The sequence below is a fragment of the Mesorhizobium sp. YM1C-6-2 genome (assembly GCF_003666685.1).
GTDB lineage: Bacteria > Pseudomonadota > Alphaproteobacteria > Rhizobiales > Rhizobiaceae > Mesorhizobium_K.
In genome coordinates, this window is sequence record NZ_RCIZ01000001.1 from 408,112 (window position 1) to 421,464 (window position 13,353).

The 13,353-nt window shown below is 64.3% G+C and carries 13 protein-coding genes; 11 read left to right on the top strand and 2 right to left on the bottom strand.

Annotation, left to right across the window (positions count from 1 at the left end; translation table 11 throughout):
- The first annotated feature begins 3 nt into the window (after window positions 1-3).
- From D8676_RS02035 to D8676_RS02055, 5 genes are read left to right on the top strand one after another with little or no spacing between them, the layout of a single operon-like run.
- Window positions 4-678, top strand: a complete 675-nt coding sequence (locus D8676_RS02035) for a CpaD family pilus assembly protein (protein ID WP_245426524.1) — start codon at window positions 4-6, stop codon at window positions 676-678.
- Window positions 679-705: 27 nt separating this feature from the next.
- Entirely contained in the window at window positions 706-1,989 is a 1,284-nt protein-coding gene (locus tag D8676_RS02040) for a CpaE family protein (RefSeq protein ID WP_121579155.1), read from the top strand.
- Window positions 1,990-2,023: 34 nt separating this feature from the next.
- Entirely contained in the window at window positions 2,024-3,514 is a 1,491-nt protein-coding gene (locus D8676_RS02045; RefSeq protein ID WP_121579156.1) for a CpaF family protein, read from the top strand.
- 27 nt (window positions 3,515-3,541) lie between these two features.
- Entirely contained in the window at window positions 3,542-4,555 is a 1,014-nt protein-coding gene (locus tag D8676_RS02050; RefSeq protein WP_121579157.1) for a type II secretion system F family protein, read from the top strand.
- A gap of 10 nt (window positions 4,556-4,565) precedes the next feature.
- Window positions 4,566-5,585, top strand: coding sequence for a type II secretion system F family protein (locus D8676_RS02055; protein WP_121579158.1), 1,020 nt, complete (start codon window positions 4,566-4,568; stop codon window positions 5,583-5,585).
- Window positions 5,586-5,819: 234 nt separating this feature from the next.
- Here the strand turns inward: D8676_RS02055 and D8676_RS02060 are convergent, their stop codons facing one another.
- Window positions 5,820-6,641 carry a tetratricopeptide repeat protein gene (locus D8676_RS02060; RefSeq protein ID WP_121579159.1) on the bottom strand — a complete coding sequence of 274 codons (822 nt, stop codon included), beginning with the start codon at window positions 6,639-6,641 and terminating at the stop codon, window positions 5,820-5,822.
- Between the two features lie 258 nt (window positions 6,642-6,899).
- Here D8676_RS02060 and D8676_RS27825 point away from each other — a divergent pair, with 258 nt between their 5' ends.
- The 6 genes from D8676_RS27825 (at window position 6,900) to D8676_RS02090 (ending at window position 12,340) form a co-directional block, all read left to right on the top strand.
- Window positions 6,900-7,376, top strand: coding sequence for an acyltransferase (locus D8676_RS27825; RefSeq protein WP_210210687.1), 477 nt, complete (start codon window positions 6,900-6,902; stop codon window positions 7,374-7,376).
- Between the two features lie 63 nt (window positions 7,377-7,439).
- A complete protein-coding gene (locus tag D8676_RS02070) occupies window positions 7,440-8,738 on the top strand; it encodes a glycosyltransferase (RefSeq protein WP_121579160.1) in 1,299 nt (432 codons plus the stop codon).
- A gap of 53 nt (window positions 8,739-8,791) precedes the next feature.
- Window positions 8,792-9,631 carry a sulfotransferase gene (locus tag D8676_RS02075; RefSeq protein ID WP_281034269.1) on the top strand — a complete coding sequence of 280 codons (840 nt, stop codon included), beginning with the start codon at window positions 8,792-8,794 and terminating at the stop codon, window positions 9,629-9,631.
- Window positions 9,632-9,685: 54 nt separating this feature from the next.
- On the top strand, window positions 9,686-11,056 hold the full coding sequence (locus D8676_RS02080) for a leucyl aminopeptidase family protein (protein WP_121579162.1): 1,371 nt from the start codon (window positions 9,686-9,688) through the stop codon (window positions 11,054-11,056).
- A 79-nt stretch (window positions 11,057-11,135) separates the two neighbouring features.
- Complete coding sequence (locus D8676_RS02085; RefSeq protein WP_121579163.1) at window positions 11,136-11,483, top strand: MarR family transcriptional regulator; 348 nt, start codon at window positions 11,136-11,138, stop codon at window positions 11,481-11,483.
- Complete coding sequence (locus D8676_RS02090) at window positions 11,480-12,340, top strand: NlpC/P60 family protein (protein ID WP_121579164.1); 861 nt, start codon at window positions 11,480-11,482, stop codon at window positions 12,338-12,340. Before D8676_RS02085 ends, D8676_RS02090 begins: the two co-directional genes overlap by 4 nt.
- Window positions 12,341-12,346: 6 nt before the next feature.
- Here the strand turns inward: D8676_RS02090 and D8676_RS02095 are convergent, their stop codons facing one another.
- Complete coding sequence (locus D8676_RS02095) at window positions 12,347-13,297, bottom strand: glyoxylate/hydroxypyruvate reductase A (RefSeq protein ID WP_121579165.1); 951 nt, start codon at window positions 13,295-13,297, stop codon at window positions 12,347-12,349.
- Window positions 13,298-13,353 lie beyond the last annotated feature (56 nt).

The window sequence follows — 13,353 nt, forward strand, 5'->3', positions numbered from 1 at the left end:
GGCATGTCCGTTGCGTTCAAGGGGAAGGCAGCCATCGTGCTGGCGGCGGCGGCCGTCGCGCTTCTGTCGGGCTGTGCGAAGCGCGATTCGATCACGGTCGGCGCGGTTCCGGACGACTACCGCACCAACCATCCGATCATCATCGCCGAGAAGGAGGAGACGCTCGACCTGCCCGTCGGCGCGAGCGACCGCGGCGCCACCGCCTCGCAGCGCGCCTCGCTGGAAGGCTTCCTCGCCGGCTATGACAAGTCGGCCGCGCCGGCTTTGACGATCATCGCGCCGTCCGGCTCCGCCAATGCGCGCGCCGCGGCGGATGTCGCCCGCGACTTCGCCCATATCGCCAAGAAGAACGGGGTGCCGGCGAGCCGCATCATGATCGCCTCCTATCAGGCCTCGCCCGAAGAGGTGTCGGCCCCGGTGCGGGTGTCGTTCGCCGCCATGCGGGCGCAGACCGACAAATGCGGCCGCTGGCCGGAGGACCTCCTCCAGACCAGCGAGAACAAGCACTACGCGAATTTCGGCTGCTCCTACCAGAACAACGTGGCCGCACAGATCGCCAATCCGTCCGACCTGCTCGGCCCGCGCAAGCAGTCGCCCATCGACGCTGCCAACCGCGAGGGCGTCATAGCCGACTACCAGGCCAATGGCGCGCTTCTCAACGAGAACATCGGCTTCTGATGTGCACGGAATTGGGGTGAGGGCAATATGACGAATCTGGCTTACGACAGCCCTGAGGACAACGAGGCGGCGACGCCGGAGATGGCCGCCTTGCAGGCGCTGCGCCCGGTGCCGCGCATCTCCATTCAGGCGTTTTGCGAAACGGAAGGTGTCGCCCAGCCGATCGAGCGGGCCGGCGAGGACCGCCGCATGTCCAGGGCGCACCTCAAGGTTCATATGGGCGGGGTTGCGACGGCGATCGAGCTTTATCAGACGGCGCCGACCCCGAACCTGATCATTCTGGAGTCGCGCAAGGAGCCGAGGGAGATGCTGCAATCCCTCAACGAGCTCGCCGAACATTGCGACCCCAGCACCAAGGTGGTCGTCATCGGGCACTACAACGATGTCGGCCTCTACCGCGAGCTGATCCGTTCCGGCATCTCCGAATATGTCGTTGCGCCGATCTCCATGGCCGATGTGGTGAGCGTCGTCTCCACCATCTTCGTCGACCCCGAAGCGGAGCCGATCGGCCGCTCGATCGCCTTCATCGGCGCCAAGGGCGGAACCGGCTCCTCGACCATCGCGCACAACGTCGCCTGGGCGATGTCGTCGCTGTTCAAGTCCGAAGTGGTGGTCGCCGACCTCGACCTCGCCTTCGGCACGGCGAACATCAATTTCGACCAGGATCCGGCGCAGGGCATCGCGGAAGCAGTCTTCTCGCCCGAGCGCATCGACGAAGTCTATCTCGACCGTCTGCTGGCCCAGTGCTCCGAGCATCTTTCGCTGCTCGCCGCGCCCTCGACGCTGGAGCGCGTCTACGACTTCGACCACGACGCCTTCACGCAGATCATCGACACCGCGCAGCGCAGCGCGCCGCTGCTCGTGCTCGACATGCCGCATGTCTGGACCGGCTGGTCGAGGGCGACCCTCACCAAGGCGGACGAGGTCGTCGTCACGGCGACGCCGGAGCTCGCCAACCTGCGCAACACCAAGAACCTCATCGACATGCTGAAGCGGCTCCGGCCCAATGACCCGCCGCCGAAGCTGATCATCAATCAGGCCGGCGTGCCCAAGCGTCCCGAGATCAAGCCCAATGACTTCTCCGAACCGCTGGGCATCACGCCGATCGCCGTCATTCCGTTCGAGCCGCTGCTGTTCGGCAACGCCGCCAATAATGGGCGCATGCTCGGCGAGATGGATGCCGCCCACCCGGTGACAGCAGTCATGAACGACATCGCGCATGTGCTGACGGGGCGCAGCGAGGTCAAGGCGAAGAAGAAGGCCGCGCTGGGCGGCCTGCTCGGAAAGCTCGCACTGAAGAAGAAGAAATAGGTTGAGAAGAACAGACTGGGCGGATCGGTAGAAGATGTTCGGCAGAAGAGGCAACGACGAAGGCACGAGAGTGATGCCGGAATTCCGGCCACCCGTGCAGCCAGCGGTAGAGCCGCCGGCGCCCGCGCCCCAAGCGCCGGAGCTCAAGCCGGTGGCAGCATCGGCCGCGCCGCCCGTCGTGCGCCGTCCGATCGAGGCGCCGCCGACGGTGCCTGAACCGCGTCGGCTCCAGCGCGAGCGCAGCGAGAGCTATTACGACACCAAGAGCCAGGTCTTCTCGGCGCTGATCGACACGATCGACCTGTCGCAGCTCGCCAAGCTCGATCCCGACAGCGCGCGCGAGGAAATCCGCGACATCGTCAACGACATTATCGCGATCAAGAATTTCGCGATGTCGATCGCCGAGCAGGAAGAGCTGCTCGAGGATATCTGCAACGACGTGCTGGGCTACGGCCCGCTCGAGCCGCTGCTCGCCCGCGACGACATCGCCGACATCATGGTCAACGGCTCGAAGAACGTCTACATCGAGGTCAACGGCAAGGTCGAGCAGACCGGTATCCGCTTCCGCGACAACCAGCAGCTGCTCAACATCTGCCAGCGCATCGTCAGCCAGGTCGGACGCCGCGTCGACGAATCCTCCCCGATCTGCGACGCCCGCCTTCCCGACGGGTCGCGCGTCAACGTGATCGCGCCGCCGCTCGCCATCGACGGCACCGCGCTCACCATCCGCAAGTTCAAGAAGGACAAGCTGACGCTCGACCAGATCATGAAGTTCGGCGCCATCTCGCCGGCCGGCGCCGAGGTGCTGAAGATCATCGGGCGCGTGCGCTGCAACGTCATCATCTCGGGCGGCACCGGCTCGGGCAAGACGACGCTCCTCAACTGCCTGACCAATTACGTCGACCGCGAGGAGCGCGTCATCACCTGCGAGGACTCGGCCGAGCTGCAACTGCAGCAGCCGCATGTGGTGCGTCTCGAGACGCGCCCGCCCAACCTCGAAGGCGAGGGCGAGGTGACCATGCGCGACCTGGTCAAGAACTGCCTGCGCATGCGCCCCGAGCGCATCATCGTCGGCGAGGTGCGCGGCCCCGAGGTCTTCGACCTGCTCCAGGCGATGAACACCGGCCATGACGGCTCGATGGGCACTATCCACTCCAACAGCCCGCGCGAATGCCTGAACCGCATGGAATCGATGATCGCCATGGGTGGCTACACCCTGCCACAGAGGACGGTACGCGAGATCATCGTCGGCTCTGTCGACGTCATCATCCAGGCGGCGCGCCTGCGCGACGGCTCCCGCCGCATCACCCACATCACCGAGGTGATCGGCATGGAAGGCGACGTCATCATCACGCAGGATCTCGTCCTCTACAACATCAAGGGCGAGGACGCCGGCGGCAGGCTGATCGGCGAGCATGTTTCGACCGGCGTCGGCCGGCCGCATTTCTGGGAGCGCGCGCGCTACTATGGCGAGGAACAGCGGCTGGCCTCGGCGCTGGACTCGATGGAGAAGCGTGCAAGCTGATGCGCGGATCGGGAAAAAGCTGAGGCAATGTTCGGCGTCGACACCACCGTACTGGTCTTCATCGTGCTCGCCGGCTTCAGCGCCGGTGCGGTCGCCTACGCGTTTCTGTTCAACACCATCGCCGAGGAAAAGACTACCGAGCGGCGGCTCGACACTGTCAAGAAGGCGGAGACCGACCGGTCGGTCGTAAAGGCGAATCGCGATCGAGTCGCGGAAGCCGCGAAGCGCAGGAAGTCGGTGCAGGATTCGCTGAAGGAGCTCGACGCCAAGCATCTCGCCACTGACAAGAATGTCCGCAAGCCGCCCCTGAGGGTTCAGCTCAAGCAGGCCGGTCTGCAGGTCTCCGTCGAGCGCTTCTACATCTATTCGGCCGTCTGCGGCATCGTGCTGACGGTGCTTGCCTATTTCGCCGGTGCGCCACTGCTCATCCTGCCGGGTGCGCTCCTCGCCGGCGCGCTCGGCCTGCCGCGCTGGTTCGTTTCGTTTCTCCGCGCCCGGCGGGTGAAGGCGTTCCTCAACGAGTTTCCCAACGCGCTCGACGTCATCGTGCGCGCGGTGAAGTCCGGCCTGCCGCTGAACGACGGCATCAGGCTGATCGCCTCGGAGGCGCAGGAGCCGGTGAAGACGGAGTTCCGCCGCATCGTCGAGGCGCAGCAGGTCGGCATATCGATCCCGGACGCAGCGCTGCGCATGCAGGAGACGATGCCCTGCCCCGAGGCGGGCTTCTTCGGCATCGTCATCCAGATCCAGCAGCAGGCCGGCGGCAATTTGTCGGAAGCACTGGGCAACCTGTCGCGCGTCCTGCGCGACCGCAAGAAGATGAAGGCGAAGGTCCAAGCGCTGTCGATGGAGGCCAAGGCCTCTGCCGCCATCATCGGCGCGCTGCCCTTCATCGTCGCCTTCCTGGTCTACATGTCCAGCCCGAACTACATCATGCCGCTGTTCACGACCAGCACCGGTCACCTCATCCTCGGCGTGTCCGGACTCTGGATGTCGATCGGCATCTTCGTGATGCGCAAGATGATGAACTTCGAAGTGTAGGGGGCGCACCATGACCGCTCAAGTCGTCAAGGGCCTCACCGATCCGGTCTTCCTGATCGCCCTGCTCGTCGGCATCGCCGTCTTCGCCACCTTCTTCACGCTGATGCCGTCGCTCGCCGGCAACACGTTGAAGTCGCGAATGAAATCGGTGGCGCTGGAGCGCGACGAGCTGCGCATCAAGCAGCGCGCCCGGCTCGCCGCCGAGGCTGACCGCCGCCGCAAGGGCCTGCGCGAGGAGCAGTCGCTCGGCATGCGCGCCATCGTCGACCGGCTCGACCTCCGGCGCGCGCTCGCCGACGAGAACACCGTCGCCAAGCTGAAGGTCGCCGGCTTCCGCGGCCAGAATCCGCTCACGCGTTTCCTGTTCTTCCGGCTTGTGCTGCCGTTCGTCTTCTTCTTCGCTGCCGCCGCTTACGTGTTCCTGCTCGGCGGCCTGCCGGAGCAGCCGCTCATCATCAAGGGTTTCGTCTGCATCCTCGCTGCCTATGGCGGCTTCTACGCGCCGGTTCTCTACGTCAACAACCGCGCCACCAAGCGCAAGCAGTCGATCCAGCTCGCATGGCCCGACGCGCTCGACCTGATGCTGATCTGCGTGGAGTCGGGCATGTCGATCGAGGCCGCGATCAGGAAGGTGGCCGACGAGATCGGCGGCCAGTCGGTCGGGCTGGCCGAGGAACTGATACTGACCAATGCCGAGCTCTCCTATCTTCCCGAACGCCGGCAGGCCTACGAGAACCTGAATGCCCGCACCGGGCTGGAATCGGTGAAATCGGTGACCCAGGCGCTGATCCAGGCCGAGCGTTATGGCACGCCGGTCGCCCACGCGCTGCGCGTGCTCGCCAATGAGAGTCGCGACATGCGCATGAACGCCGCGGAGAAGAAGGCCGCCGCGCTGCCGCCCAAGCTCACCGTGCCGATGATCCTGTTCTTCCTGCCGGTGCTTTTTGCGATCATCCTCGGTCCCGCCGCCATCCAGGTCAGCGCGCGTGGCGGCCTGTTCGGCGACAGCCAGAAGGTCGACCATCAGTAGACGCGCATAGGGGCGTCTGCCCGGATCGACGACCGGCGTTCCCGCTCGCGCGTCGCGATGCCCGGATTTGTCCTCGGGCATCTGTCAGCGTGAGTTAAGCAATTGAAATAGTTCGACCTTCCAGCTGCTTTGGCGCTGGACGATGCTCGGGAAAATCATGCCGAAGATCGTGGCGCCGCGCGCCTTGTCGTCAGGCTGAAACGTGCCGGTCGACGGTCGCCGATGGGAAGCCGCTCAGTTGACCTTGGACTTCTTCTTGTCGTCGTCCTTGAGCTGGCTCCAGGCGTTCTGCTGGGCCAGCATGCCGCGCAGATAGGTGACGTTGGCCTTCGCCTGTTCGGGTGAGAGTTCGGCGCTGGCAATCTTCTCCGCTTCCTCGAAGCGACCCTGCAGGCCGACGACGAGCGCCAGGTTCTGGCGAACGCGGCTGTCGGCGTTGGGCTGGCTGGAGGCCGAGCGCATATAGGTCTCAGCGGTCCTCAGATCGCCCTCCAGCACGTAGGACATGCCAAGGTTGGAGAGGATCGAGGGATCGTTCGGCTTGAGGTCGAGCGCGCGGCGGTAGAGCTTGCGCGCCTCGCCGGACTTGCCCAACTGGTCGAGGATCGCCGCTTCCGCCGACACCAGCTTCCAGTCCGGATATTCTGGCGTCTGCGCGCGGCGCACCGCGTCGAGCGCAGGCTCCAGTTCGCCGGCGCTGGCGAGCGCCTTGCCGTAGGCGGCGAGCACTTCGCGATCCTTGGGATAGGCGATGGCCAGCTTGCGCACGACGGCCAGCGACTGGTCGGTGCGGCCGTTCATCTGCAGCACCTGCGCATAGCGCATTGCCGTCGACTTGTCGGAAGGATCGGCGGCGTAGGATTTGCCGAGCGAGGCGCCCGTGTTGGCGAGTTCGCTGGCGGACATCTGTTCGACGGGCTTGCCGCCGTCCCTTGAAATGGAGCCGGTGGTCAGCTTGCTCGTGCCGCAACCCGCGACCGTTGCTGCCAACGTGATCGCGACTGTCGCCCGAAGCAATCTTTTTCTCGTTGCGTTCATCGAGCGGCTGGTCAACATCTGCCCCCGGGTCTCCCATTCGTCCGCGCGGCCCACCCGCAGGGGCCAAGCGTCGACCAGAAGCAATATTCCGTTAACCCTAACGGATCGTTAAAATGAGCAGTCGTGGCCTGAGGGCGTGGGCAATTTGGTCAAGATTGGCGAGGTGACACAGCCGCCCCAGTCCGCTACGGAAAGCGCTTCGATGATCCAACCTGCATTTCCGCTTGAGCGGGAGTCTGGCGAAAAGCGCATTTGGGAAGGTTGAAGGATATGGACTTGTCCTCGCGTTATCCCGAGGTTCTATTTTACAACATGCACCTGACCGAGGTGCAGGAGGACGTCAGGATTGGAGCTGGCACGCGCATTGGGTCGTTTTCGCTGCTTCATGCTGGCGCTGTCATAGGCACAAACTGCTTGATCGGATCACATTGCAACATCTGTAGCTGTGAGATCGGCAACAACGTCTCCATCCAGACTGCATGTCACATTACGCGTGGGGTCACGATAGAGGATGACGTCTTCATCGGTCCGGGCGTTGTCACGCTCAATGACCCGTTGAATGGCGATGCGCTTCGCTATCCGGTGATAATGAGGGGCGCGCGTATAGGAGGCGGGAGCTTGATTCTGCCTGGCGTGACGATTGGGGAGAACGCATTCGTGGGCGCCGGCAGCGTGGTCACGCGCGACATTGACAGCGGAGGAACTTCATTTGGAAACCCTGCGCGGGCGCGCGCCTTCGGCGGCCAGTCATGATTGTTGAAGGCTCGGGCATGGCTGGACCGCTCGTCGTTGTGCTGCGGGCAGGATCGCAGGCACATGCCTTCTGATCGACCAACGCGACCGCTGCGGATTCTTATCACCAACAACACGCTGCACGAGAGGGCTGGTTCAGAGTTGGTCGTTCGCGATCTGGCCCTCGAGCTTGTCCGAAAAGGGCACAATCCGATCGCCTACAGCACCGTGCTCGGAACGGTCGCCGAAGAAATGCAAGCGGCAACCATCCCCGTTGTCGATGATCTCGCCAAGATTGCCGAAGCCCCAGATATAATCCACGGGCATCACCATCACGAGACAATGACGGCAGCCCTGCATTTTCCAGAAACGCCCGCCATCTTTGTGTGTCACGGCTGGATACCATGGGAGGAGAGCCCCCCACGATTTCCGTCCATCCGCAAATATGTCGCCGTGGACGATTTGTGCCGGGAACGCCTCTTGACGGCTGACGGCATCAGCCCGGATCAGATCTCCACCATATACAATTTTGTGGACCTCGACCGTTTCGCGCCGCGGCAGCCGCTTCCGCCAAAACCTCGCAGCGCCCTCGTATTCAGCAACTACGCCTCCGGGGTCCACGACGCCATACGCGACGCGTGTCGTTCCCTTGGCATCGAGCGGCTCGACGTTGTCGGTGTCGGTTCGGGCCGGCCCACGGCCACGCCGGAAGAAGTCCTACTCCAGTATGATGTTGTGTTCGCGAAGGCGCGAGCGGCGATGGAAGCCCTCGCGACCGGATGCGCGGTCGTCGTTTCGGACTACTCCCGAATCGCCGGGCTCGTCACGTCTGCCAATCTTGACGAGCTTCGCCGCCTCAACTTCGGAGTGCGCACATTGCAGAAGCCGCTGTCGCAGCAAGTGGTGCAACAGGCCCTTGCGGCTTATGATCCCGCCGACGCCTCAAAGGTTGCCGCAACGATGCGGGCCACCGCATCGTTGACTGGTGCCGCCGAGCAGTATCTGGCGCTCTACGGCGAGGTCATACATGCCTGGCATGGCCGTTCGGATCCCGCTTCGTCCAAGGAGTCTCTTGCTCTTGCTTCTCGATATCTCCGCTGGCTCTCACCTGTCGTTAAGGACCGGAATCGCATCCGCCATAGAGCAGAGCAGCTCAGTGTCGACCTGGCCACTATGCGATCCGGGCAGTTGAAAGCCGGCACGGAAGCTCGGGAAAGAGTCGAAAAACTGGAGACGGAGTTGGCCCGTGCACAATCTGAAGCCTTGAAGCTGGGTGAGCAGGTTGCGCGCCTGGAGAACGAGTTGTCGACCATGAAGGCCTCGCGAGCCTGGCGGGCCGTACAGGCTTACAGTCGAATCAAGCACAGCGTCTGGAAATCATAGTGTGCGCGGGCCGGATCGAACCCAGCCTCCCGCCATTCCCGGTGATCGTTGGCGTGCCGCGGTCCGGGACGACGTTGTTGCGAATGATGTTGGACTCGCATTCGGATCTGGCCATTCCGCCGGAGACGGGATTCTTGCTTGGTCCTCGTATTCGCGCCGCAAGCGACAACCCAAGCCAGGCGGCGTCCGCAATCACGGGATTCCCGGACGGTTCACCGGCATGGGCGGATTTTGGCCTGGATGAAGCCGTGTTCCTGCAGCAGGCGCGCAGTCTGCCGGTCGGCGCACAACTCGAAGATGTTCTGAGGCTGTTCTACCAACTCTACGCACAGGCACACGGTAAAACGAGGGCGGGAGACAAGACGCCGTCGTATCTTCTGAGCATGCCGGACGTGGCGCGGGTGCTGCCCGAGGCTCGCTTTATCCATATTATCCGCGACGGGCGTGACGTTGCTGTCTCATGGAGGCAGAGATGGTTCGCCCCGACAAAGGACCGGGCAGAACTCGTGAATATCTGGGCTGAGCAGATCGGTAGAGCCAGAAGATTGGCTGCAGGGTTGGCCTATCGAGAGGTGAGATTCGCTGATTTGATCCGTGAACCAGCGGCTGCGTTGCAAGATTTGTGCGAATTTGTCGGTTTGAACTATCAGCCGCAAATGCTGCGGTACTTCGAGCGTGCGCCCTTGCGACTGGCCGAGCATCGCGCCAGGTATCGCATTGACGGGTCGCTTGTGGTTAGCAAAGAGGACAGGCTCCTGCAGCAGGCCGGCGTCAGATCGCCGCCTCGTCTGGAACGCATTGGCGTCTGGCGTCGTGAAATGGCAGCAGATGAATTGTCTCGAATTGGCCCGGCCGCAAGGATGCTTCTTGAGGAGATCTCTGAAGGTGCGTGAGCGCCGGTTTATTGTGTGGCCTCATAGGGCCATCGCTGGTCAAGGAATGTCCGCATGCCTGTCGAACTGATCGAGAAGAAGCCGCGCGGCTCGCGCCCCATCCATCTGGTCGAGAAGGACGGCCTGAGGCAGTCCGGGCTCGACGCGGAGACCTTGGCCTGGGCAAAGGCCACCGGCTTCAATGGCGAGGCGGGTCGGTCCCTGCTCGTCCCCGGTCGCGGCGGCAAGGTGGCCGCGGCCCTGTTCGGCATCGGCAGGCCCGATGACACGGCGGCGCTGGGCGCCGGCGCGCTGGCGAAGGCCCTGCCCGAAGGCGACTGGCATTTCGCCGCGGCGCCTGCCGACCCGGCGCTGTCGACGCTTGGCATCGTGCTCGGCGGCTACGTGTTCACCCGCTACGGCAAGAAGCCCGGCAAGGATATCCGGCTGGCCGTGCCGGCCGGCGCCGACGCCGCCTGGCTGCAGCGGACGGCAGAAGCGGTTTCGCTGACGCGCGACCTCGTCAACACGCCGACCAACGACATGGGTCCCGACGAGCTCGAGCAGGCGGCCCGCGTGCTTGCCCGCAGGCACAAGGCAAAGGTAGCGGTCGTCAAGGGCGACGATCTTCTGGCCGGGAATTTTCCCATGATCCATGCCGTGGGCCGTGCCTCTGACAAGGCGCCGCGGCTGATCGACATGGTCTGGGGTGAAAAATCCGCGCCGAAGGTGACGCTGGTCGGCAAGGGCGTCTGCTTCGACACCGGCGGGCTCGACATCAAGCCGTCCTCCGGCATGCTCCTCATGAAGAAGGACATGGGCGGCGCGGCCAATGTCCTCGGTCTCGCCTCGATGATCATGGCCGCGCGGCTGAAGGTGCGGCTGCGCGTGCTGATACCGGCGGTCGAGAACGCCATTTCCGGCAACGCATTCCGGCCGGGTGACGTGCTGGCGAGCCGCAAGGGATTCAGCGTCGAGATCGGCAATACGGACGCCGAAGGCAGGCTGGTGCTGGCCGATGCGCTGGCGCTGGCCGACGAGGAGGAGCCGCAAATGCTGGTCGACATGGCGACGCTGACGGGCGCCGCCCGCGTCGCGCTTGGCCCCGACCTGCCGCCCTTCTACACCGACGACGACCGCCTCGCCGCCGATCTGGCCGCCGCCGCCGGGGCACAGGAGGATCCGCTGTGGCGCATGCCGCTCTGGCGGCCCTACGGCGTGAAACTGTCGTCCAAGGTCGCCGACATGAACAACGTCACATCGGACGGCTTTGCCGGCTCGATCACCGCGGCGCTGTTCCTGAAGCGCTTCGTCGAGAAGGCCGGCAGTTGGGCGCATTTCGACATCTTCGCCTGGAACCCGTCCGACCGGCCGCACGGCCCGGCCGGCGGCGAGGCGCAGGGGATTCGTGCGCTGGAGCAGGTGATTTCGCAGCGCTACGGTTGATCGCCGTCGGATGTGCTGAGCCCGAATCGGTAGATCCGAATGAAACGGATACGAAACGATTTCCGCCCATCATGGCGCCATGATCGTTCTGCGTCCGATACAAGCCTTGCGGCTCTGGCAACAGGTCACCTTGTCGGACGTGCGCGACGATGCGCCTGACCTGACCATGCGCCAGATGGCGATCCTCCTCACCATCTATCTCGATCCGCCGCCTCACACCGTCCGGGGGCTGGCCGCCAGACTTGAGGTGACCAAGCCGGTGATCACGCGTGCGCTGGACACGATGGGGGCGCTGAAGCTCGTGTCGCGTCACCGCGACGAGAAGGACAGGCGCAACGTGCTGATAAGGCGGACCGTCGAGGGTGCGCTCTATGTCGAGCGTTTTGGCGATGCTATCATCGCCAAAGCACAGGAGCTCCCCCTTTGACTGCCTATGACAGAAGACTGCACGCCTTCCGGCCCGACCTCGCCGACGCTAGGTTGAGGGGCGAGGTGGCGGCCGAGCGTTTTGTCGCCGGAACGCCGGCCCGGATCGTCGCTGAGGTGGCCGACATGCTGGGCGAGCCGCGCCCGGACGCCGGGCTGAACACGCAGTTGCTGCGCGGCGACGACGTCATTGTCTTCGAGGAAACCGAGGGCTGGGCCTGGGTCCAGGCCATGCGCGACGGTTATGTCGGTTATGTCTCGGGCGGCTCACTCGGCCCGCGTGCGGCCGAGCCGACCCATCTCGTCTCCGCGCCGCGCAGTTTTCTCTATCCCGGTCCGGACCTGAAGCTGCCCCGCCACGGCGAACTGTCGCTCGGCTCCTCCGTGACGGTGACGAATTTTACCGAGACGCGCGGCACGCTTTATGCGCTGCTGACGACCGGCGAGGCGATGATAGCAGGGCATCTCAGGCCGGCCGGCGAGCTATCCGACGACTATGTCGCCGTTGCCGAGGCGCTACTGATGACGCCCTATCTCTGGGGCGGCTCGACCTCCTTCGGCATCGACTGCTCCGGCCTGGTGCAGCTTGCCATGCGCATGGCCGGACGCGACGTGCTGCGCGATTCCGACATGCAGGCAGCGACGCTCGGCGAGCCGGTCGAGCCCGGCCATGACCATTCAGGCCTCAGGCGCGGCGACCTCGTGTTCTGGAAGGGGCACGTCGCCATCATGACCGACGAGCGGACCATGATCCATGCCAACGGCCACACCATGCTCGTATCGCGTGAGGGCCTGGCCGATGCGATCGACCGCATCGGCTATCTCTATGGCGGCCCGACCGGCTTCAGGCGGCCCTAAGCCGCCTCAATACCCGGCCTTGCGGTCGACGAGGTTCTTCAGCTTTTCGCCGCGCTCGAAGGCGTCCATCTGCTCCAGCATGGGCGGCGCCAGATAGGTCGCGTCGGATGTCGCCCCCGAATGCGGTGTCACGAACACCCGCGGATGGTTCCACAGCGGGCTGGTCTTCGGCAGCGGCTCGACCTCGAACACGTCGAGGCTTGCTTCCTTCAGGATTCCGTCGTCGAGCGCCTTTATGATGTCGGCGTCCTTCTGCAGCTTGCCGCGGCCGGCATTGATCAGCACGGCGCCGCCGAGCCCGTTGCGTTTCCGGAGCTGTTTCAGGAGCCTGTAGTTGATGATGCCGGTGGTGTCTGGCGTCAGCGGCAACAGCACGACGAGGATGTCGGTCGCGTTGAGAAAGGGCGTCAGTCCCTTCTCTCCGTGGAAGGTGGCGACATCGGTCATCGAATGCTCGCTGCGGCTCCAGCCGTTCACCCGGAAGCCGGCGGCGAGAAGCGGCCCCGCCGCGGCGCGGCCGAGCTCGCCAAACCCCATGATGCCGACCGACACGTCGTTCGCCGGCCTTTGCGGCGGCTCGCGCCAGACCCTGCGCTTCTGCTGGGCGCGGTAGAGCATGCCCTGGCGGTGGTGGTCGAGCACTCGCCACAGCACATAGTCGGTCATGTGCTGGGTGAGGTTGTCGGCGACCACGCGGACGATAGGCACGTCGGGAAGGGTAGGGTCGCTGAGGATGTGATCGACGCCGGCGCCGACGGAGAAGATGACGCGCAGGTTGGGCAGCTTCGACAAAAGGTTGGGCTGCTGCTTCCACACCACCGCATAGGTGATGGACGGGTCGGCGGCCCCGGACGGCTCGGTCACCACCTCGCGCTCCTGAGAAAGAATCTCATACCATTGCCGGGAGTTGTACCCGGTCATGGCGAGCAGGATGCGGCCCTTTTGCGTTTCAGGCATGATTCCTCCGAGAGTCCTTATTGTTGCAAGCACGGTCTTGCCCGAAAAGTCTGCAG

What these genes read in the sequence shown, in the direction of transcription:
- D8676_RS02035 (WP_245426524.1), top strand. Translation starts at nt 4, where the DNA reads ATGTCCGTTGCGTTCAAGGGGAAGGCAGCCATCGTGCTGGCGGCGGCG.
- D8676_RS02040 (WP_121579155.1), top strand. Translation starts at nt 706, where the DNA reads ATGACGAATCTGGCTTACGACAGCCCTGAGGACAACGAGGCGGCGACG.
- D8676_RS02045 (WP_121579156.1), top strand. Translation starts at nt 2,024, where the DNA reads ATGTTCGGCAGAAGAGGCAACGACGAAGGCACGAGAGTGATGCCGGAA.
- D8676_RS02050 (WP_121579157.1), top strand. Translation starts at nt 3,542, where the DNA reads ATGTTCGGCGTCGACACCACCGTACTGGTCTTCATCGTGCTCGCCGGC.
- D8676_RS02055 (WP_121579158.1), top strand. Translation starts at nt 4,566, where the DNA reads ATGACCGCTCAAGTCGTCAAGGGCCTCACCGATCCGGTCTTCCTGATC.
- D8676_RS02060 (WP_121579159.1), bottom strand. Translation starts at nt 6,641, where the DNA reads ATGTTGACCAGCCGCTCGATGAACGCAACGAGAAAAAGATTGCTTCGG.
- D8676_RS02070 (WP_121579160.1), top strand. Translation starts at nt 7,440, where the DNA reads ATGCCTTCTGATCGACCAACGCGACCGCTGCGGATTCTTATCACCAAC.
- D8676_RS02080 (WP_121579162.1), top strand. Translation starts at nt 9,686, where the DNA reads ATGCCTGTCGAACTGATCGAGAAGAAGCCGCGCGGCTCGCGCCCCATC.
- D8676_RS02085 (WP_121579163.1), top strand. Translation starts at nt 11,136, where the DNA reads ATGATCGTTCTGCGTCCGATACAAGCCTTGCGGCTCTGGCAACAGGTC.
- D8676_RS02095 (WP_121579165.1), bottom strand. Translation starts at nt 13,297, where the DNA reads ATGCCTGAAACGCAAAAGGGCCGCATCCTGCTCGCCATGACCGGGTAC.